Source organism: Pseudomonas sp. GW821-FHT10C09, from assembly GCF_059415465.1.
Genome location: NZ_JBWKNG010000002.1, coordinates 207,229 through 226,722, shown reverse-complemented (window position 1 = coordinate 226,722; position 19,494 = coordinate 207,229). Strand labels below are relative to the sequence as shown.

The 19,494-nt window shown below is 57.7% G+C and carries 21 protein-coding genes; 5 read left to right on the top strand and 16 right to left on the bottom strand.

Annotation, left to right across the window (positions count from 1 at the left end; translation table 11 throughout):
* Positions 1-48: 48 nt before the first annotated feature.
* The 12 genes from tolB to AC07N8_RS02365 all read right to left on the bottom strand — a co-directional run bounded on the left by tolB (position 49) and on the right by AC07N8_RS02365 (position 10,103).
* The gene (gene tolB / locus AC07N8_RS02420; protein ID WP_483841931.1) at positions 49-1,329 is read right to left on the bottom strand and encodes a Tol-Pal system beta propeller repeat protein TolB; all 1,281 of its coding nucleotides are present in this window, start codon (positions 1,327-1,329) and stop codon (positions 49-51) included.
* 17 nt (positions 1,330-1,346) lie between these two features.
* Positions 1,347-2,426: a cell envelope integrity protein TolA gene (tolA, locus tag AC07N8_RS02415; RefSeq protein ID WP_483841786.1), complete on the bottom strand. Its 1,080-nt coding sequence runs from the start codon at positions 2,424-2,426 to the stop codon at positions 1,347-1,349.
* Entirely contained in the window at positions 2,426-2,878 is a 453-nt protein-coding gene (gene tolR / locus AC07N8_RS02410; RefSeq protein ID WP_161807482.1) for a protein TolR, read from the bottom strand. Before tolR ends, tolA begins: the two co-directional genes overlap by 1 nt.
* A 23-nt stretch (positions 2,879-2,901) precedes the next feature.
* Positions 2,902-3,597 (bottom strand): protein TolQ, encoded by a 696-nt coding sequence (gene tolQ / locus AC07N8_RS02405; protein ID WP_140667542.1) that lies wholly within the window; start codon positions 3,595-3,597, stop codon positions 2,902-2,904.
* Positions 3,587-4,054, bottom strand: a complete 468-nt coding sequence (ybgC, locus tag AC07N8_RS02400; RefSeq protein ID WP_027922939.1) for a tol-pal system-associated acyl-CoA thioesterase — start codon at positions 4,052-4,054, stop codon at positions 3,587-3,589. Before ybgC ends, tolQ begins: the two co-directional genes overlap by 11 nt.
* Before the next feature lie 128 nt (positions 4,055-4,182).
* Positions 4,183-5,244, bottom strand: coding sequence for a Holliday junction branch migration DNA helicase RuvB (ruvB, locus tag AC07N8_RS02395; RefSeq protein WP_027922938.1), 1,062 nt, complete (start codon positions 5,242-5,244; stop codon positions 4,183-4,185).
* Positions 5,245-5,862 (bottom strand): Holliday junction branch migration protein RuvA, encoded by a 618-nt coding sequence (gene ruvA / locus AC07N8_RS02390; RefSeq protein ID WP_059182263.1) that lies wholly within the window; start codon positions 5,860-5,862, stop codon positions 5,245-5,247.
* A gap of 116 nt (positions 5,863-5,978) precedes the next feature.
* A complete protein-coding gene (gene ruvC, locus AC07N8_RS02385) occupies positions 5,979-6,503 on the bottom strand; it encodes a crossover junction endodeoxyribonuclease RuvC (RefSeq protein ID WP_007945844.1) in 525 nt (174 codons plus the stop codon).
* Positions 6,504-6,661: 158 nt separating this feature from the next.
* Positions 6,662-7,408 carry a YebC/PmpR family DNA-binding transcriptional regulator gene (locus tag AC07N8_RS02380; RefSeq protein WP_483841787.1) on the bottom strand — a complete coding sequence of 249 codons (747 nt, stop codon included), beginning with the start codon at positions 7,406-7,408 and terminating at the stop codon, positions 6,662-6,664.
* A 117-nt stretch (positions 7,409-7,525) separates the two neighbouring features.
* A complete protein-coding gene (aspS, locus tag AC07N8_RS02375; RefSeq protein WP_027922935.1) occupies positions 7,526-9,301 on the bottom strand; it encodes an aspartate--tRNA ligase in 1,776 nt (591 codons plus the stop codon).
* Between the two features lie 120 nt (positions 9,302-9,421).
* The gene (locus tag AC07N8_RS02370; RefSeq protein ID WP_010457489.1) at positions 9,422-9,643 is read right to left on the bottom strand and encodes an FmdB family zinc ribbon protein; all 222 of its coding nucleotides are present in this window, start codon (positions 9,641-9,643) and stop codon (positions 9,422-9,424) included.
* A 136-nt stretch (positions 9,644-9,779) separates the two neighbouring features.
* On the bottom strand, positions 9,780-10,103 hold the full coding sequence (locus AC07N8_RS02365; protein WP_483841788.1) for a ribbon-helix-helix domain-containing protein: 324 nt from the start codon (positions 10,101-10,103) through the stop codon (positions 9,780-9,782).
* A gap of 445 nt (positions 10,104-10,548) precedes the next feature.
* On the opposite strand from AC07N8_RS02365, the gene AC07N8_RS02360 reads away from it, so the two are divergent.
* Positions 10,549-11,151: a cold-shock protein gene (locus AC07N8_RS02360; RefSeq protein ID WP_123432954.1), complete on the top strand. Its 603-nt coding sequence runs from the start codon at positions 10,549-10,551 to the stop codon at positions 11,149-11,151.
* A gap of 61 nt (positions 11,152-11,212) precedes the next feature.
* Here AC07N8_RS02360 and AC07N8_RS02355 read toward each other — a convergent pair whose 3' ends face one another.
* Both AC07N8_RS02355 and AC07N8_RS02350 read right to left on the bottom strand, forming a co-directional pair.
* Positions 11,213-11,419 (bottom strand): SlyX family protein, encoded by a 207-nt coding sequence (locus AC07N8_RS02355; protein ID WP_010457497.1) that lies wholly within the window; start codon positions 11,417-11,419, stop codon positions 11,213-11,215.
* A gap of 3 nt (positions 11,420-11,422) precedes the next feature.
* Entirely contained in the window at positions 11,423-11,848 is a 426-nt protein-coding gene (locus AC07N8_RS02350) for an HIT family protein (protein WP_493142528.1), read from the bottom strand.
* An 876-nt stretch (positions 11,849-12,724) separates the two neighbouring features.
* Between AC07N8_RS02350 and AC07N8_RS02345 the strand changes: the two genes are divergently transcribed.
* A complete protein-coding gene (locus AC07N8_RS02345; RefSeq protein WP_493142456.1) occupies positions 12,725-14,053 on the top strand; it encodes an OprD family porin in 1,329 nt (442 codons plus the stop codon).
* Positions 14,054-14,195: 142 nt separating this feature from the next.
* Here AC07N8_RS02345 and AC07N8_RS02340 read toward each other — a convergent pair whose 3' ends face one another.
* Positions 14,196-15,038, bottom strand: coding sequence for a mechanosensitive ion channel family protein (locus AC07N8_RS02340; protein WP_483841790.1), 843 nt, complete (start codon positions 15,036-15,038; stop codon positions 14,196-14,198).
* A gap of 150 nt (positions 15,039-15,188) precedes the next feature.
* Positions 15,189-15,674, bottom strand: a complete 486-nt coding sequence (locus AC07N8_RS02335; RefSeq protein ID WP_007906601.1) for a YajQ family cyclic di-GMP-binding protein — start codon at positions 15,672-15,674, stop codon at positions 15,189-15,191.
* A 140-nt stretch (positions 15,675-15,814) separates the two neighbouring features.
* On the opposite strand from AC07N8_RS02335, the gene AC07N8_RS02330 reads away from it, so the two are divergent.
* From AC07N8_RS02330 to AC07N8_RS02320, 3 genes are read left to right on the top strand one after another with little or no spacing between them, the layout of a single operon-like run.
* A complete protein-coding gene (locus tag AC07N8_RS02330) occupies positions 15,815-16,732 on the top strand; it encodes a putative 2-dehydropantoate 2-reductase (protein WP_483841791.1) in 918 nt (305 codons plus the stop codon).
* A 45-nt stretch (positions 16,733-16,777) separates the two neighbouring features.
* Positions 16,778-18,814 carry a sensor histidine kinase gene (locus AC07N8_RS02325; protein ID WP_483841792.1) on the top strand — a complete coding sequence of 679 codons (2,037 nt, stop codon included), beginning with the start codon at positions 16,778-16,780 and terminating at the stop codon, positions 18,812-18,814.
* Between the two features lie 3 nt (positions 18,815-18,817).
* Complete coding sequence (locus tag AC07N8_RS02320; protein WP_493142452.1) at positions 18,818-19,399, top strand: cob(I)yrinic acid a,c-diamide adenosyltransferase; 582 nt, start codon at positions 18,818-18,820, stop codon at positions 19,397-19,399.
* Positions 19,400-19,494: the final 95 nt, after the last annotated feature.

Sequence of the window (19,494 nt, the reverse complement as noted above, 5' to 3'; positions counted from 1 at the left end):
AAACTCCTAATGAACCCCAGTGTGTTAAGTAAAACGTGTAGCGCCGCGTCAGTTCAGGTAAGGGGACCAGGAAGGTTCTCGAACTTCGCCTTGAGCGGTAGGAAGCGGGAGCCTTACGCGTCCATTAATGGACACGAGCATCAAGACTCCCCGGCCCTGCTGGCGGGTGGCGTAGATTACCATGGTGCCGTTGGGCGCGACAGTAGGCGACTCGTCCAGAGTGCTATCAGTGAGGATCTTTACACTACCTCGCTGCAAATCCTGGGCTGCCACCTTGAAATTGGTGAAGCCGTCCTGGCGGTGAATCATCACCAGGGTCTTTTCATCAGCCGACAATTTAGGGTTGGCGTTGTAGTTACCAACGAAGGTCACACGTTCCGCACCACCACCACTGACGCTGGTTTTGTAGATCTGCGGCTTGCCGCCACGGTCGGAGGTGAAGTAGATGGTCGAACCATCCTTACCCCAGAACGGTTCGGTGTTGATGCCGGGACCGTTGGTGACGCGAGAGATCTGACGCGAACCCAGGTTCATCACATAGATGTCCGGGTTGCCGTCCTTGGACAGGACGAATGCCAGACGATTGCCATCCGGTGACCAGGCTGGCGCACCATTCAGGCCTTCGAAGTTGGTGATCTGCTCGCGGCGACCGGTGTCGATGTTCTGCATGAAGATACGCGGGCGCTTCTGCTCGAACGACACATACGCGATGCGCTTGCCATCCGGTGCAAAACGCGGCGACAGGATCGGCTCGCGCGATTGCAGCAGGGTCACGGCACGGGCACCGTCATAGTCCGAACGCTGAAGCGTGTAGCGCGTGTTCTTCTCGGAGAAACGCTCGGCAGTCACGTACAACAGACGCGTCGAGAACGCACCTTTGATACCGGTCAGCTTTTCAAACGACTGGTCGGATATGTAGTGCGCCATGTCGCGCAGTTGATCAGTGCTGCCCGACACGCTGCCGGTCAGCACTTGCTGCTCGGTGGCGACGTTGAACAGAGCGTACTGAACCTGCAGGCGACCGCCGGCCGGAACAATGCTGCCGACCATGATGTACTGGGCACCAACCGCCTTCCAGTCACGGAAAATGATTTCGCTGGCCTGGCTCGGCAAGCTGATCATGTTCTGCTTTGGAATCGGCGAGTAGTAACCCGAGTTGCGCAGGTCGTTACCGATGATTTCGGACATGTCGTCCGGCAGTACCGCACCGCCCTGGAACGCAAACGGAACGACCGCGATCGGGGTGGCCCGATCACTGCCGCTGGTGACCAGAATGTTTTTCTCATCCGCCATCGCCATCCCTGCCAGGCAGCAGATAGCGACAAGCATTCCTCGTAGAAGGTTTCTCACGGGGCTAAATCCTCAGGCGTGAATGTCATCTTGAATGAACGATACGGAGCGAAATCGCTCGGCTTCATTCCCTGCATTTCTGTCAAACGTCCAATATTCTTGACCGCCGCTACAGCAGACGCATCAAACGGACCGTCGCCACTGGACTTGGCCACGCTGGCCGAAGTCACCGTACCATCCGGCAACATGCCGATTTGCAGCACAACTGTCATACCTTTGCGTGCCGAAGGAGGACGAGCCCAGCCTTCCGCTGCACGAAGACGAATCAAATCATCGAAACTGCCGGCGACTTCGTCACCCTGCTCATCCGCCAAGGCCTGCTGGCGCTGTGGCGTGTCGGAAAGCAAATCTGCCAAGGCCTGGGCCTTTTTGTCTTCGGTAGATTTACGTGCCGCATCCTGCGATTTCTTCTTCGCAGCATCGGCAGCAGCTTTCTTCTTCGCGTCTTCGGCGACTTTCTTCTTCGCCTCTTCAGCTTCAGCTTTCTTCTTGGCGTCTTCGGCGGCTTTCTTCTTCGCGTCTTCGACGATTTTCTTCTTGGCTTCTTCAGCGGCCTCTTTCTTGGCCTCTTCTTCAGCGGCTTTCTTGGCTTCTTCTTCGGATTTCTTCTTGGCTATATCAGCCAATTGTTTCTCTTCGGCCTTCTTGGCTTCGGCGGTCTTCTTCGCTTCATCGGCTTTCTTGGCTTCATCAGCCTTTTTCGCCTCATCCGCTTTCTTCGACTCGTCGGCCTTCTTGGCTTCCTCGGCCTTTTGAGCCGCTTCTTCTTTCTTTTGTTCCGCAGCCTTCACCGCTTCCTGCTCGACCTTTTTCTGTTCCAACTGTTCGACTTCGGTCTGACGCGCAGCAGTTTTCTGCGCTTCACCTGCAATCTTCTGATTGGTCTGGGTGGTCGCCCGACTTTTCGATTTCAGCTGGTACAGGGTCGCCTGGACAATCGGCTTGGCCGGCGGCAACTCAGGCGTCATGGCAAAACTGACAAACAGCATGCCGAACACCAGCACGTGCAAGCCAATCGCCCAGACACTAGGCCAGAAGTAGCTTTCCGAGGCTGTTGGCTCTCGTTGTTGCTGCATCAGGGCGCCTCGGTAATCAAGCCAACGTTACCGACGCCGGCTTTCTGCAAACCGCCCATGGCACCCATGACCGAACCGTAGTCGACGGTCTTGTCGCCGCGGATGAACACCTGAGTGCGCTTGCCACCTTCAGTGCCAGCACGAATGATCTTGGTCACCGCGTCAGTCATCTGCGGCAAGGTCATGGCCTTGTCCTGCTGCTTTTCGGTGTCGACTTCGCTGCCAAGGTTCCAGTAGTAGGTCTTGTCAGCCTTGATCGAAATGGTCAGGACCTGGGTGTTGTTGTCCTGCGGCAAGGCTTCGCTGGAAACCTTGGGCAGATCAACTTTCACGCCCTGATTGAGCATCGGCGCGGTCACCATGAAGATGACCAGCAGTACCAGCATCACGTCGATGTAAGGCACTACGTTCATCTCGGCAACCGGCTTGCGCTTTTTGCGAGCTCGAGCGATTAAAGCCATTGGAAATTACCTGCTTATTCTTCGCTGGTGTGCACTTTGCGGTGCAGGATCGCCTGGAATTCATCGGCGAAGGTGTAGTAACGGCTCAGCAGGGTTTCGCTGCGAGCAGAGAAGCGGTTGTAAGCAATAACGGCCGGGATGGCAGCGAACAGACCGATCGCGGTGGCGATCAGTGCTTCGGCGATACCCGGAGCCACAGTGGCCAGGGTCGCTTGCTGGGCAGTGGCCAGGCCACGGAAGGAGTTCATGATGCCCCAGACCGTACCGAACAGACCGATGTACGGGCTCACGGAGCCGACGGTGGCGAGGAATGGCAGGCTCTGTTCGAGCTTCTCTTCTTCGCGGGAAATGGCAACGCGCATGGCACGGGCCACGCCTTCCATGACCGCTTCCGGGTCAACGCCTGGCTGCTGGCGCAGACGGGAGAATTCCTTGAAACCGGCACGGAAAATCTGCTCGACGCCCGAATCCGGATCAGGGTTGCTGCCGGCCTGACGGTAGAGTTTGGACAGGTCGATACCGGACCAGAAGCGCTCTTCAAAGCTCTCCAGGGCACGTCGACCGGCACGAATCAAATTGCTGCGCTGAAAAATCATGATCCATGAGGTCACCGATGCGGCTACCAGGATCAGCATTACCAGTTGCACCACGATACTGGCATTGCTGACCAGGCTCCACATGGAGGAATGGTCGACGACGTTAGCTTCCACGCTTTATCTCCTGCTTTGAGTGTGTACCCGCGCCGCTCACGTCGGCAAAGGCCGCACGTAGAGCTTCGGGAATGGCCCGGGGTTTCAAACTGTTAGTGCGCACACAGGCCACCAAAAACTGCCCTTCGCAGAGCAGCACATTATCCGTTGCCCGCCTGACCTGCTGCTTGAAACGCAGGCTGACCCGGTTCAATTCGATTACTTCAGCGCTTACCAGAAGCTCGTCGTCCAGTCGCGCCGGCGCGTGGTAACGCGCTTCGCTGGAATGCACGACAAACAACAGGTCCTCCCCTGCCAGCGCCGATTGGGCAAAGCCCAGATCCCGGAGCCGCTCGGTTCGAGCCCGTTCCATAAACTTGAGGTAATTGACGTAATACACGATGCCGCCCGCATCGGTGTCCTCGTAATAAACGCGACAACGATGTGTGAACGGCTCAAGCCCGTTTTGCGCGCGCATACTCTAGTGCTTACTCCTCAGGTTGCCAATCCGGCCAGGCAACTGTTTTTCATTGATCTGCGGGCTTTTTCGCAAAAGCACGGTCCTCGGACCGCACAAAAGCCGAATATATCAGCGCGCAAAAATTATTAATCATCCACGGCGTCAAGGAACTCGTCTACCACGGGCATTTCGCCCAATCGTGACGGGATATTTAAACCGAAGTGCAAATACGCATGCCGGGTCACCACTCGCCCCCGCGGGGTGCGCATGATGTAGCCCTGCTGGATCAGGTACGGCTCCAGCACGTCTTCAATGGTGTGGCGTTCTTCGCTGATGGCCGCGGCCAGGCTGTCCACCCCGACCGGCCCGCCGTCGAACTTCTCGATCATGGTCAACAGCAGGCGCCGGTCCTGGTGGTCGAAGCCACGTTCGTCGACATCCAGCAGGTTCAACGCGAGGTCGGCAATCGGCTTGGTGATGTGGCCCTTGGCGCGCACCTCGGCGAAATCGCGCACCCGACGCAGCAATCGGTTGGCGATCCGCGGCGTACCGCGGGCACGCCGGGCGATTTCGAAGGCGCCTTCCGGGTCCAGCGGCAAACCAAGGATGCTCGCCGAACGGCTGACAATCGTTGCCAGGTCCGCGGTGCTGTAGAACTCCAGGCGCTGGACGATCCCGAAGCGGTCGCGCAAGGGGTTGGTCAACATGCCGGCACGGGTCGTTGCACCGACGAGGGTGAAGGGTGGCAAATCAAGCTTGATCGAACGCGCGGCCGGCCCCTCGCCGATCATGATGTCGAGCTGGAAATCTTCCATGGCCGGGTACAGCACTTCTTCGACAATCGGCGACAGGCGATGGATTTCATCGATGAACAGCACGTCGTGGGGTTCAAGGTTGGTCAACAGCGCCGCCAGGTCACCCGGGCGTTCCAGCACCGGACCTGATGTGCTCTTGATCGACACGCCCATTTCCTGGGCGATGATGTTCGCCAAGGTGGTTTTACCCAGACCCGGCGGACCGAAGATCAGCGTGTGATCCAACGACTCGTTGCGCCCACGAGCCGCCTGGATGAACAACTCCATTTGCTCGCGAACGGTCGGCTGGCCGATGTATTCGGCCAGGCTGACGGGACGAATCGCCCGGTCCTGGACTTCCTCGCGGTCACGGGGACCCGGGGTGGCGGCAATCAGACGATCAGCTTCAATCACTTAAATCATTCCCTTCAGGGCACGACGAATCAGGTCTTCACTGCTCAAGCCTTTCTCCTTGATCGCGGAAATCGCCTTGCTGGCCTCCTGCGGCTTGTAGCCCAGGGAGATCAACGCGCTGACCGCATCGTTTTCGGCGGTGGCGACCGGCGCCGGCGCATCTGGCCCGCCCGGCTGATTGGGCACCAGCGCGAACATAGCCGGTACGGTTTCCCAGGCCTTGAAGCGGTCCTTGAGTTCCACCAGCAAACGTTCCGCCGTCTTCTTGCCCACGCCCGGCACCTTGGTCAGCGCCGAGGTGTCCTGGGACTGTACGCAACGGACCAGCTCATCGACTTCCAGACTGGACATCAATGCCAGCGCCAATTTCGGCCCTACACCATTGAGACGGATCAGCTCGCGGAAAAAGTCTCGCTCACGCTTTCCAAAGAAGCCATAGAGTAACTGCGCGTCTTCGCGTACGACCAAGTGGGTGTGCAAGGTCAGCGGTTCACCGACCGACGGCAAGCGATACAGCGTGGTCATGGGCACTTCCAGCTCATACCCCAGACCGTTTACATCCAGAATCAGGTGCGGCGGCTGTTTTTCAGCCAGTGTGCCGCGCAAGCGTCCAATCACGTTACAGATCCTTGAGCGTTGGCCAGATCAATGCCTGGCGACCGACAGAGCAAGGGTTCGTGTCGACAACACAGACACGAAAACCCTCATTCCATAAAAAATGATTGCTGATGCTATCAGAGACGCAGGCGCCCGCCACGACTGCGTGCCGTCCCCAGGCCATGGGGCAACAGACTGGAACGGGTGTGCGCATGGCAAATGGCGATGGCCAGGGCGTCAGAGGCGTCGATTTGCGGCTTGCTGGTCAATTTCAGCATGTGCATGACCATCATTTGCACCTGTTCTTTATTCGCCGCACCGGTGCCGGTCACTGCCTGCTTGACCTGGGTTGCGGTGTATTCGGCGATTTCCAGACTTTCCTCGGCACCGGCAACGATGGCCGCACCGCGCGCCTGCCCCAGTTTCAGTGCAGAGTCGGCATTGCGCGCCATGAACACTTTTTCGATGCCCATGGTGACCGGGCCGTATGTCTGGATGATTTCACGCACGCCGCGATAAACGATTTGCAGACGCTCATGCAATTCTCCCGAGCCGGTACGAATGCAGCCCGATGCCACATACACACAGCCACGCCCGGTATCGCGCACCACGCCATAACCGGTAATACGCGAACCGGGGTCGATACCAAGAATTAAAGTCATAACGCCTGCGGATTCAGTAAAAGCACGATATTCAATTCAGCGAATAACAAATGTGGGAGCGAGCCCGCTCGCGAAAGCGGTTTCATATTCAGCAACGATGTTGCGTGAAAATCCGCATTCGCGAGCAGGCTCGCTCCCACATTGAATCTTAGTCGCCCTTAACCTAACTGTGCGGCTACCGATTCAGGAATGTCCGCATTGGAATAGACGTTCTGCACATCATCCAGGTCTTCAAGCATGTCAATCAGCTTGAGCACCTTCTCGGCGCCTTCCAGGTCCAGTTCGGCGCTAGTGGTCGGCAACATGACGATTTCAGCGTCTTCACCCTTGAAACCGGCCGCTTCCAGCGCGTTGCGCACGGAATAGAAGCCGGCGAACGAGGTGAACACATCAATGGAGCCGTCTTCGTGGGTGACCACGTCATCGGCGTCGGCTTCCATCGCCGCTTCGATCAGCGCGTCTTCATCAACGCCTGGCGCGAAGGAAATCTGCCCTTTGCGCTCGAACAGATAAGCCACGGAACCGTCGGTGCCGAGGTTGCCGCCACATTTGCTGAACGCATGGCGAACAGCGGCCGCAGTGCGATTACGGTTGTCGGTCATGCACTCGACCATCACCGCCACGCCACCCGGGCCGTAGCCTTCGTAGCTCAGCTCGACCATGTCGTCGGTGTCGGCAGCACCGGCACCGCGCGCAACGGCGCGATCAATGATGTCGCGGCTCATGTTCGCGCCAAGGGCCTTGTCCAGCGCCAGACGCAGGCGCGGGTTGGAGCCCGGGTCACCGCCACCCTGTCGGGCAGCAACGGTCAGTTCACGAATCCACTTGGTGAAAATCTTGCCCTTCTTGGCATCCTGACGTTCTTTGCGGTGCTTGATGTTCGCCCACTTGGAATGACCCGCCATAACTCGCTCCGAATTCTCTTTGAAACATTGCCCGCCGCACTCAGTGTCGGCCAGCAACCAAAAAATCTCGACCTAAAGAAAAGGCGCACCCAAAAGGATGCGCCTTTGCGGTCAGCCTTACTCAGCCTTTGGCGTTTCGCGCAGACGAATGTGCAGTTCGCGCAATGCCTTGGCATCCACCTGGCCCGGTGCCTGAGTCATGACGTCCGCCGCGCTCTGGGTTTTCGGGAAGGCGATCACTTCACGGATCGACTGGGCGCCGGTCATCAGCATCACCAGACGGTCCAGACCGAAGGCCAGGCCACCGTGTGGCGGCGCGCCGTACTTCAGGGCGTCGAGCAGGAAGCCGAACTTCTCTTCCTGTTCAGCTTCGTTGATGCCCAGCAGGCGGAATACAGTCTGCTGCATTTCCTTGCGGTGGATACGGATCGAACCGCCACCCAGCTCGGTGCCGTTCAGCACCATGTCGTAGGCACGGGACAGAGCGGTCGCCGGGTTGGCTTCCAGTTCTTCCGGAGTGCACTTCGGCGCGGTGAACGGGTGGTGCAAGGCGGTGAAGCTGCCGTCGTCGTTCTCTTCGAACATCGGGAAGTCGACGACCCACATTGGCGCCCACTTGCAAGTCAGCAGGTTCAGATCGTTACCGACCTTGATCCGCAGTGCACCCAGCGCTTCGCTGACGATCTTGGCCTTGTCGGCACCGAAGAACACGATGTCGCCGTCAACCGCACCAACGCGATCGAGGATCACATTGAGGTTGGCTTCAGGGATGTTCTTGACGATCGGCGATTGCAGACCTTCAACGCCTTTGGCGCGCTCGTTGACCTTGATGTACGCCAAGCCCTTGGCACCGTAGATGCCGACGAACTTGGTGTAGTCGTCGATCTGCTTGCGCGGCATGCTCGCAGCGCCTGGAACGCGCAACGCGGCAATACGGCATTTCGGGTCGTTGGCCGGGCCGCTGAACACCTTGAAGTCGACTTCTTTCAGTTGATCTTCAACGTCAACCAGTTCCAGCGGGTTACGCAGGTCCGGCTTGTCGGAACCGTAACGGCGCATGGCTTCTGCGAAGGTCATGTGCGGGAAGTCGCCGAATTCCAGGTCCAGCACTTCCTTGAACAGGTTGCGGATCATTTTTTCGGTGATGCCCATGATCTCGTTTTCATCGAGGAAGCTGGTCTCGATGTCGATCTGGGTGAATTCCGGCTGGCGATCAGCCCGCAGGTCTTCGTCGCGGAAGCACTTGGCGATCTGGTAGTAACGGTCGAAGCCAGCCACCATCAGCAGCTGCTTGAACAGCTGTGGCGATTGCGGCAAGGCAAAGAACGAACCGGCGTGAGTACGGCTCGGCACCAGGTAGTCGCGAGCACCTTCAGGGGTCGCGCGGGTCAGGATCGGCGTCTCGACGTCGAGGAAGCCGTTCTCGTCCAGGAAACGACGGATGCTGGTGGTCATGCGCGAACGCAGACGCAGCTTCTCGGCCATTTCCGGGCGACGCAGGTCAAGGAAGCGATAGCGCAGGCGGGTTTCTTCGCCGACATCGGAGAACTCGTTCAGCGGGAACGGCGGGGTTTCCGATTCGTTCAGCACTTCCAGTTCGTAGCCGAGGACTTCGATCATGCCCGACGCCATGTTGGCGTTGGTCGCACCGGCCGGACGCAGGCGAACCTTGCCGGTGATCTTCACGACGTATTCGCTGCGCACGCGATCGGCGGCGGCGAAGGATTCAGCGCGGTCCGGGTCGAACACCACCTGGGCCAGACCGTCACGATCACGGATATCGAGGAAAATCACCCCACCGTGGTCACGGCGACGGTGAACCCAACCGCAAAGAGTAATTTCCTGGCCTTCCAGGCTTTCGTTCAGTTGGCCGCAATAATGGCTGCGCATCATGGTAGTGGTTTCGCTTCTCGTAATTCGAAATTCGGTCGGAGCCCTGCATATCCTGCCCTTTATATAAGGTGCCCGATGATGCAAGCGCTCGCACGTGTGGTTCAACTCAGGCCCTAGACCCTAGTCAGCTTTGTCGCCGCCGGCCAGGTTCTTCTTCGAGCCGGTCTTGAAATCGGTTTCGTACCAGCCGGTGCCGCTGAGGCGGAAACCTGGCATGGACAGCATCTTTTTCAGCTCTGGCGCCTGGCAGGCAGGGCAGTCGACCAGCGGTGCTGCGCTGATCTTTTGAATGGCTTCCAACTGATGACCACAGGAAGCACATTGATAGTCGTACATCGGCATGGGGGTTGTCTCGGCGATCAGATTGCTACCGCACACGCTGGGTTTTGCGGCAAAGAGCGGGATTATATCCATTAAATGCAGCCTGTGCAGCCGTAAGACTGCACAGACTGACACTCAGTCCGTTACGCCGCCGCGACTAGGGTGTCGCAACGCCGCCACCTTCCTTCAAGCTACGCACGACGCAGACAACCCGCACCAACCCGGTGAAGTTCTTGACTCCGCCATGACGCAAATGCACTTCGCGGTCCACATGGGACAACAGTGCGCTGACCGAACAGCGATTGACCTTGGCCATATCACCCAAAATGTCCCAGTAGACCTGCTCAAGCCGCAAGCAGGTCGCAAAACCATTCAAACGCACCGAACGGGATAACGGCCGGGCCAGCCCCATATCAAATTCACTGACGAACGGATCAACCCTGATATCCCTCCCCTCGCCAGACCTGTCTTCGTAAACCATATCGCTGACACTCCTTTGTCATCCTTGCCTTCTATAAGACCCACATTTGTTGTGTTGCCTTATAAAAGCGCAGGCGCAAAGGTATATCCAGATGACTTTATGACCATCGACGTAGGATAAGCCAACAGCTGAATGGGGATCATGGAGAGCGTCCTAGGCCGGCCAATTTCCTACGTGATCAGACGCGTTTTACCGCGTGCAAATGAGATTTGTAGAAGCAAAACGGCAAAGTGCGAACAAATCAACCTCCCGGGCACCGCCGGACTGCCTGATTTGAGTAGCCGCAGGCTTTGCTGTTAAATAGACAGGGTGTCGCGACCGCCTATTTTCCGGGGGCTGCGCATAGGCTGATACCGAATACGTGCCCAACGCCTCTTATTGTTCCGAAGCGAACCGTCTTCCCTCAGCTCTTCCTTGTGATCCGTCTTAACGTGAGTTAATCAAAATGTTGAAAATCGTCCACCTGCTAACGGGCGCAGCAGCCCTGCTGCTGTCCTTCATCCCCAGCCTGCGAGCTGAAGCGGTCCCTTACCTGCAACAACCCGATGCACTGTACCTGGCCTTTTTCGGCCTGTTGAACCTCACCCTTGCTCCGGTTATCCCCTACTGGAACAAAGGCCCGCGTCACCAACTGCAAAACCTGGTCAGCGTTCTGCTGGTGCTGGCCGTTCTCCTGCAAATCCTGACGTTGCTCGCGCCGATGCCTGTCATCGCCGGTCAACCTGCCGTCCTGTTCAGCCTGGTCGCAGCCCTGAGCGCGGTGTTACTGCACCTGGGCGTCAGCTTCTACAAATCGTCACCGGCCGCCGCCTCGCCAAGCTATGACATGAGCAACCGCGATACCGGCACCGTCAAGTGGTTCAACACTTCCAAAGGCTTCGGCTTTATTTCCCGCGATTCCGGCGATGATATTTTCGTGCATTTCCGGGCTATTCGTGGCGAAGGTCACCGCGTTCTGGTCGAAGGCCAGCGCGTGGAATTCTCCGTGATGAACCGTGACAAAGGCCTGCAAGCCGAAGATGTGATCGCCGCACTGCCGCGTCGCTGATTCAAAGGCTAAAAAAAACCGCGAACAGCCTGGCTGTTCGCGGTTTTTTATGGCCAGCATTTCAGTAATGCGGCGGCGGTGCTTCTTCTTCGAAGGTTTCGAACTGCCCGGCCATTTCTTCCTGGCGCTTGAGCAGTGCAGCCATTTGCAGCTGCAGGCGTTCAACTGCACGCTGCTGCGTCGCCAGCACATCACTCAATGACTGGATGGTGTCATCCTGAAACGCCAGCTGGCTCTCCAGATCGGTAACGCGATCTTCCAGGCTCATGACTCAACCCTCCAGAAACGCAAAGTCTTCGGTTAATACCAAACGCAGCCGTTCGCGAATCGCAGCGATCTGGTCTGCCTCGTAGGGTTTGGCCGGCACCTTGCCCCAAACCGGCGCAGGCCAGGCAGCGTCCTCGCGCTTGCGCACGATCACATGCATGTGCAATTGACTGACAACATTACCCAACGCTGCAACATTCAACTTGTCAGCGTCAAACGCATCCTTGAGCGTTTCCGCGAGCGCGGTCGTCTCTTGCCACAGCTGTTGCTGCTCGGCGACACCCAACTGAAATATCTCGCTGATATCGTCGCGACGAGGCACCAGGATGAACCAGGGATAATTCGAGTCGTTGGACAACAGCAGCCGGCAGAGCGGGAAATCCCCGATCGGTAGCGTGTCTTGTTGAAGCCGTGGATCTAAAGCGAACACTGTGCGCACTCCCGCCTGGTTCTCATTTTTCAGCTTAGCGCCCCTCCCTGGGGACGGCGCGCCAAGCGACAGGACGGCAGCATACCTGCGAACGACGCTCGCTTCACGACCAGAGACGCGCCCCGCCATGAGACATTTTTTGTCCAGGCGCACCATTACAGGACCAACGATCCGGCCAAAAGCGCCGAAATGACTGATTAACAACGATGTGTTCGAACCAGACAAATAACAACACTGTATGAATTCAGTACAGCGATTAAGATTTTTTGCACCAAAACCGCACAGCTCGTCTACGCTGAGTCGGTCAGCATCCGCGATCTACTCACTTTTGGGGTGAACCGGTAACGTTTTTGGTTGTCACGCTGCCGAACCGGAAGCTGAGACACTATGCAAACCCTGGCGTCAAGCCCGAACAAAACGTGCTTGAAACGCCCGGTTTTATGAGGTTTTTACACGTATAGACAGGCCAGCAGAAAAAAACAGCAACAGATTTCTGTTTTGTGCACGCTTGTTGCATTCACACCCACATCGCCTTGGTTGCCTCTGCTGGAAGTGGAGGACTCAAGGCAAATAAAAACAGCGGCAGGGTTGCCCGATGGAGATTCAGACGTTTCACCAAGGACTCTTTTTACCGATGTTCAAGCCCTGGAAAACAACGTTAAAGTTGCCGGTCCGCTTGCATTGAGGCTGTAAATTTGCGACATCTACCAAGCTGTTTGCGACAGGGTCGTAAAGAAGCTGAAAGGTTAGATACGCAAGTATCGCCAACATGGTCGGCGTGATATAAGTTTGCGCCGACACAAAAAGAAAGAGCCGCCCAGATAATAAAACAGGTGGGACGGCAGTACTCTTCTAAAACCAAAGGAGCAAATCACGATGCGCGTGATGAAGTGGAGCATGATCGCACTGGCAGTTGCAGCAGCAGCCAGTACTCAGTTGGCAGTAGCCGCACCTTTCGTAAGCGACCAGGCAGAAGCCAAAGGTTTTGTTGAAGACGCGAAGGCCGACATTCTGGTTCGTAACTACTACTACAACCGTAACAAGAAAGACGGCGCTACCGACGACAAAGACTGGACCCAGGGCATTCAGGGCAACTTCAGCTCTGGCTACACCCAAGGCCTGATCGGTGTTGGCGTTGAAGCTTGGGGCCAACTGGCTATCAAACTGGACGGCTCCGACAAGTATGCGGGTTCGGGCAACATGTCCGTGGACGGTGATGGCGAAGTCAACAACAGCCAGGGCAAAGCCGGCGCTGCTGCCAAGTTCCGCATCTCCAAGACCGAGCTGAAAATCGGTGACATGCAGCCAAGCACTGCTCCAGTGTTCGCTGTTGGCGGTTCGCGTATCCTTCACCAAACTGCTACTGGCATCCAGTTGCAGAGCAGCGAAGTCAAAGACCTTGACCTCGAAGGCGGCCACTTCACTTCGGCGACCAGCCAGGACAGCAACGCCCGTGACGGCGACCTGTGGGCTACTTACGCTGGCGTGAAAGCCAACTCCATCGACTACTTCGGCGGCAAATATGGCGTTACCGACAACCTGAGCTTCTCGCTCTACGGTGCCAAGCTCGAAGACGTCTGGAACCAGTACTACGCCAACGGTAACTACACCCTCCCACTGGGTGGCGATCAGTCGTTGAACTTCGACGCCAACTACTACAACACCAAGGACACCGGTAACGCTAAAGCAGGCGAAATCAGCAACAACGCCTACTCCCTGGCTGCTGCGTTCTCGTTCCTGAAAGCGCACACCCTGACCCTGGGCTTCCAGAAAGTGAACGGCGATACCCCGTTCGACTACATCGGTGTGGGTAAAAACAACCGCGGTGGCGACTCGATCTTCCTCGCCAACTCCATCCAGTACTCTGACTTCAACGCCCCTGGCGAGAAGTCGGTACAAGCCCGTTACGACCTGAAAATGGCCGAATACGGCGTACCTGGTCTGAGCTTCATGACCCGTTACGTGAAAGGTTGGGACATCGACGGTACCAACACTCCAGCAGGCAGCGCTTACGCTGGTCTGTACGGTGCTGACGGTAAACACCACGAAGTCAACGTGGAAGCCAAGTACGTTATTCAATCCGGCCCAGCTAAAGATCTGTCGTTCCGCATCCGTCAAGCATGGCACACCGCCAACGCAGACGAAGGCGAAGGCGATATCTCTGAGTTCCGCCTGATCACCGACTACCCACTCAACATTCTGTAATTGCAGAACGTTAGTTTGCGGTAATCAAAAAAAGGCCCATCTTCGGATGGGCCTTTTTTCGTTTGCTACAAACAATGCGTTAAAGCGATCAATTCCGTGAGAAACATGCCTGACCAAAGAGTCAGACATGATCAAAAAACAATCACTGCACTGCAGATTCCTGAACCACGCGAATCATCCGTTGTGGCAATGGAACATCAACACCGGCAGTTTTCAAACGATCACGGGACTGTTCGTTAAACATGAACATCACATCCCAGTAATCCGCCGTCTTTACCCAGACCCGAAGCGAAAGAGTGATCGAACTGTCACCCAGCGTAGAAACTACTGCCTGAGGTGCCGGATCTGCCAATACGCGCGGATCTTTGGCCAGTTCCAACAACACTTCGCGGGCCTTCTGCAAGTCTGCTTCGTAATCCACACCCACATCGAACACTACTTTGCGGGTCGGTTGACGGTTGGTATTGGTGATGATGCCGTTCGACAAGTTACCGTTGGGAACGATGATGGTTTTGTTATCGCCGGTACGCAGTACGGTGTGGAAGATCTGAATGCTGTCGACCGTACCGGCAACCCCTTGGGCTTCGATCCAGTCACCGATGCGAAACGGACGGAACAACAGAATCAACACGCCGCCGGCGAAGTTAGCGAGGCTGCCTTGCAAGGCCAAACCGATGGCCAGACCCGCCGCACCAATCGCCGCGACGAAGGAGGTGGTTTCCACGCCGATCATCGACGCAACGCTGACAATCAGCAAAACCTTGAGAATGATGTTCGCCAGGCTGCTGATGAACCCTTGCAGCGCGAGGTCAGCGTTACGCAGGGCCAGCAGGCCACCGAGTTTTTGCGTCACTTTGTTGATCAGCCACCAGCCGATGGCCAGGGTGATCACTGCCAGCAACACACGGCTGCCGTATTCCATGATCATTGGAATCCAGGCTTGGGATGCCTTGACCAGGTTGTCCACTTCAGTATTCAAATCCATCTAATTTCTCCTGGGTTATGTGCAATCCGGGTGGGAGCGACGGTGCGGCGATCCGACCTGCTCGCGAAAACGCTGGATCACCCAGCATCTCTGCTAAATGTGAAGCAGCCTTCGCGGGCAAGCCCGCTCCCACAGGTCCCGAGTTAAAGGTCAGTCGCGGAAGTTGTTGAACTGCAGCGGCATATCGAACGTCTTGGCGCGCAGGGCTGCGATGGCTTCCTGCAAATCGTCACGCTTCTTGCCGGTAATGCGCACTTGCTCGCCCTGAATGGCAGCCTGGACCTTGAGCTTGGCGTCCTTGACGTGAGCGACGATTTTCTTCGCCAGCTCTTTGTCGATGCCTTCCTTGAGGACCGCTTCCTGCTTCATCAGCTTGCCCGATGCGTAGGCGTCCTTGACTTCAAGGCACTGCACGTCGATTTTTCGCTTGACCAGCGCCAGCTTGAGGATCTCGATCATCGCTTCGAGCTGGAAGTCGGCCTCGGCGGTCAGGTTGACGGTCAGGTCCTTTTCCTTGAACTCGAAGGTGCCCTTGCCCTTCAGGTCATAACGGCGATCGAGTTCCTTGACGGCGTTTTCGACCGCGTTGGTGACTTCGTGTTTGTCCAGTTCGGATACCACGTCGAACGACGGCATGTAATCTCTCCAATAAAAAGGCGCGCTCGATTGCAATGGCGCGCGCTTGGCTTGCGGTTAAAATCGGGCTCATTATAACGGGTCTTTTCCAACCGATACTGCGAGCCTCACATGCCTGCCTCAAACCGAGCAAAAAGCTGATGTCGACCACTTGGCATGTATTGGGCGCCGGCAGCCTTGGCACATTGTGGGCCACGCGTCTGGCGCGGGCCGATTTGCCGGTCCGGCTGATCGTTCGGGATGCGCAGCGCTTGCAGGCGTATCACGCCGCGGGCGGTTTGACGCTGGTCGAGCACGGCGTAGCCAACACCTATGACATCCCCGGCGAAACACCGGACAGCCACGAACCGATCAGCCGCCTGCTGGTGGCCTGCAAGGCTTACGACGCCGAGAAAGCCGTCGCACAACTGGCGCCACGCCTGACACCCGACGCCGAGCTGATCCTGTTGCAGAATGGCCTCGGCAGTCAGGACGCCGTGGCGGCGCAGGTGCCGCAAGCCCGTTGCGTGAGTGCATCGAGTACCGAAGGTGCGTTTCGCGATGGCGATTGGCGTGTGGTGTTCGCGGGCCACGGCTACACCTGGCTGGGGGATGCAGGCCATCCGGTTGCGCCGATCTGGCTGGATGATCTGATAGCTGCCGGAATCCCCCATGAATGGAGCACCGACATCCTCACGCGACTGTGGCGAAAACTGGCGCTTAACTGTGCGATCAACCCCCTGACGGTTCTTCACAATTGCCGCAATGGCGGATTGCAAGAACATCAGTGTGAGGTCGCGACCCTCTGCGGTGAATTGGCCGAGTTGCTGGAACGCTGTGGTCAGCCCGCCGCGGCAGAAAACCTGCAACAGGAAGTCGAGCGCGTGATCCAGGCCACGGCGGCCAATTACTCCTCGATGTATCAGGACGTCGCGAATCAGCGCCGCACCGAAATCACCTACCTGCTGGGCCATGTGTGCAAAGTGGCCGAACGTCATCAACTGAACCTGCCCCACCTGCATCAATTACAGCAGCGGCTGATCGGCCATCTGCACAGCCTTGGATTGCCCAGCGACTGAGCAGCGGCTACGCTGGCCACGTGTTCCATTTAAGCGACGAACCTGATGCCATTGCGCCAGCGCCTCGAAAACCTTCCCGTCGGCCAGAAATTGCTGGCCGCCCTGCTGGTGCTGTTGATCACCATCCTGCTGGTTGCCAACCTGACCTTCATCAGCGCGGCGTATTACATCTCCCAGGAAAGCATGGCGCCCCAAGCCTTGCAGACCATTGGCCGACTGGTGTCGAACCCGAGCCTGGTGGCCGACGCCTTGAAGACGCCACAAAACGCCGAACGCCTGCTCAACGAACTCAACAGTTACTCGCCGCTGCGTGCCGCCGCCATTTATGACGGCAAGGGCGAACGACTGGCGCAATTGCAACATGGCGACAAACTCAGCCTGCCGGGGCGCTATCAACACATTGAAGCCTGGCAAGCGACCGAGTTTCGCAGCAATCAACTGATCACCCTGCCTCGCCCTGGCACCGAGCCCGGTCATTTATTGCTGGTAGCCAGCAGCGAGCTGCCGATGGCGTTCTACACCGGCACCCTCACGGCCAGTCTGGGCATTCTGATCTTCAGCGTGCTGTTGTGGCTGGTGATCGCCCGGCAAATCAAACGCCTGATTACCCGCCCCATCCATGAGCTCGAAGAGCTGTCCCGGCAAGTAACCCGCGAAGAGAACTACGCGCTGCGAGCCTCCCGCGGCAACCACGACGAAATCGGCAGCCTCGCGGAGGCGTTCAACACCATGCTCTCGCGGATCGAGGCCCGGGAGCAGCAACTCAAGCGCGCCCGTGACGACTCCCAGGCCGCTTATGACCAGGCGCAGGGCCTGGCCGAAGAAACGCGCCATACCAATCGCAAACTGGAACTTGAAGTCCAGGTGCGCAGCAAGATCGAGAAAAAGCTCACCGGTTTCCAGAATTACCTCAACAGCATCATCGACTCCATGCCGTCGGCGTTGATCGCCCTCGACGAGCAGCTCTACGTGACCCAGTGGAATCAGGAAGCCAGCGCCCTCTCCGGCACCCGTCTGGATGAAGCGCTGAACCAGCCGATCTTCCTCGCCTTCGAACCGTTGAAGCCATTTCTGCCGCAGCTCAAGCAAACCGTCGAGCAGCACACCGTGGCCAAGATCGAACGGGTAACGTGGTTCAAGGACGATGAGCCCAAGCATTACGCCCTGACCTTTTACCCACTGATGGGCGGTGCCGGGCGCGGCGTGGTGATCCGGATCGACGACATCACCCAGCGCCTGTCACTGGAAGAAATGATGGTGCAGTCGGAAAAGATGCTTTCGGTCGGTGGCCTCGCCGCCGGCATGGCCCACGAAATCAATAACCCGCTGGGCGCGATCCTGCACAACGTGCAGAACATTCGCCGACGCCTGTCACCTGACCTGCCCAAAAACCTGGAGCAAGCCGAGCACATCGGCATCGAGCTGGAAACAGTCAACCAGTACCTGAAGGTGCGCGAAGTCCCGCAATTGCTCGATGGCATTCAGCAGGCTGGCGCCCGGGCGGCGAAGATTGTGACGCACATGCTCAGCTTCAGCCGCCGCAGCACCCGGCAAATGGCCCCGTGCGACCTGCCGGCACTGATCGATCAAGCGGTAGAAATCGCCGGTAACGACTTCGACCTGGCGATCGGTTTCGACTTCAAGGGCCAGGCGATCATTCGCCAGTTCGATCCAGCCCTCGGCCCGGTGCCGGGCACCGCCAACGAACTCGAACAGGTGCTGCTCAACCTGTTAAAAAACGCCGCTCAGGCCATTCACCAGCGCGAGGACGATAGCGAACCGGGGCGGATCATTCTGCGCACCAGACTGAACCCGCCCTGGGCGGAAATCCAGGTCGAGGACAATGGCATCGGCATGAGCGAGAACGTGCGCAAACGCACGTTCGAGCCGTTCTTCACCACCAAGGAAATCGGCCAGGGCACGGGGCTGGGCCTGTCGGTCTCCTATTTCATCATCACCAACAATCACAAGGGCCAGATGGAAGTGCAGTCAACGCCAGGCCAAGGCACCTGCTTCACCTTGCGCCTGCCCTTGTCGGGCGCGCCGGTCATCTCCCAAGAACTCAATCAGCTATCGAGGTAACCCATGGGCTTTCGCTTGTCGAAGATTTACACCCGCACTGGCGACAAAGGCGAAACCGGGCTCGGCGATGGTCGCCGGGTGCCCAAGGACCACCCGCGAATCGAGGCCATCGGTGAAGTCGATTCGCTGAACAGCCAGGTCGGCGTGCTGCTGGCCGGGTTGGCAGCAGAAAGCGTCACGTATCCGGGGTTGAACGAGGTCATCGAAGTATTGGCGCCTTGTCAGCACCGTTTGTTCGACTTGGGTGGCGAGTTGGCAATGCCGGTGTACCAGGCGTTGGACGCGGTAGAAATCGAACGCCTGGAAACGGCGATTGATCGCTGGAATGAAGAGTTGGGACCGCTGGAGAATTTCATTCTGCCCGGCGGTTCAGCGCTGATCGCCCAAGCGCATGTGTGCAGATGCCTGGCGCGCAGCGCGGAGCGGCGGTGCCAGCAGTTGAATGCGATTGAGCCGTTGGCCGGGGTTGGGTTGGCGTATATCAATCGGTTGTCGGATGTGTTGTTTGTGGTGGCGCGGGTGATTGCCAAGCGGCAAAGGGTTGCGGAGATTTTGTGGCAGGCGGCGGTGAAACCTCAGGATTAAGTAGCGCCTGTACAGCCGCCTTCGCGAGCAGGCTCGCTCCCACATGGATCGGGGTGTTCACAAATCCAATGTGGGAGCGAGCCCGCTCGCGAAGG

Bases quoted from the DNA above. Each gene is read 5' to 3' on its own strand.
- tolB (WP_483841931.1), bottom strand. From the start codon at position 1,329: ATGCTTGTCGCTATCTGCTGCCTGGCAGGGATGGCGATGGCGGATGAG.
- tolA (WP_483841786.1), bottom strand. From the start codon at position 2,426: ATGCAGCAACAACGAGAGCCAACAGCCTCGGAAAGCTACTTCTGGCCT.
- ybgC (WP_027922939.1), bottom strand. From the start codon at position 4,054: ATGCGCGCGCAAAACGGGCTTGAGCCGTTCACACATCGTTGTCGCGTT.
- ruvC (WP_007945844.1), bottom strand. From the start codon at position 6,503: ATGACTTTAATTCTTGGTATCGACCCCGGTTCGCGTATTACCGGTTAT.
- AC07N8_RS02380 (WP_483841787.1), bottom strand. From the start codon at position 7,408: ATGGCGGGTCATTCCAAGTGGGCGAACATCAAGCACCGCAAAGAACGT.
- aspS (WP_027922935.1), bottom strand. From the start codon at position 9,301: ATGATGCGCAGCCATTATTGCGGCCAACTGAACGAAAGCCTGGAAGGC.
- AC07N8_RS02370 (WP_010457489.1), bottom strand. From the start codon at position 9,643: ATGCCGATGTACGACTATCAATGTGCTTCCTGTGGTCATCAGTTGGAA.
- AC07N8_RS02365 (WP_483841788.1), bottom strand. From the start codon at position 10,103: ATGGTTTACGAAGACAGGTCTGGCGAGGGGAGGGATATCAGGGTTGAT.
- AC07N8_RS02360 (WP_123432954.1), top strand. From the start codon at position 10,549: ATGTTGAAAATCGTCCACCTGCTAACGGGCGCAGCAGCCCTGCTGCTG.
- AC07N8_RS02355 (WP_010457497.1), bottom strand. From the start codon at position 11,419: ATGAGCCTGGAAGATCGCGTTACCGATCTGGAGAGCCAGCTGGCGTTT.
- AC07N8_RS02345 (WP_493142456.1), top strand. From the start codon at position 12,725: ATGCGCGTGATGAAGTGGAGCATGATCGCACTGGCAGTTGCAGCAGCA.
- AC07N8_RS02340 (WP_483841790.1), bottom strand. From the start codon at position 15,038: ATGGATTTGAATACTGAAGTGGACAACCTGGTCAAGGCATCCCAAGCC.
- AC07N8_RS02335 (WP_007906601.1), bottom strand. From the start codon at position 15,674: ATGCCGTCGTTCGACGTGGTATCCGAACTGGACAAACACGAAGTCACC.
- AC07N8_RS02330 (WP_483841791.1), top strand. From the start codon at position 15,815: ATGTCGACCACTTGGCATGTATTGGGCGCCGGCAGCCTTGGCACATTG.
- AC07N8_RS02325 (WP_483841792.1), top strand. From the start codon at position 16,778: ATGCCATTGCGCCAGCGCCTCGAAAACCTTCCCGTCGGCCAGAAATTG.
- AC07N8_RS02320 (WP_493142452.1), top strand. From the start codon at position 18,818: ATGGGCTTTCGCTTGTCGAAGATTTACACCCGCACTGGCGACAAAGGC.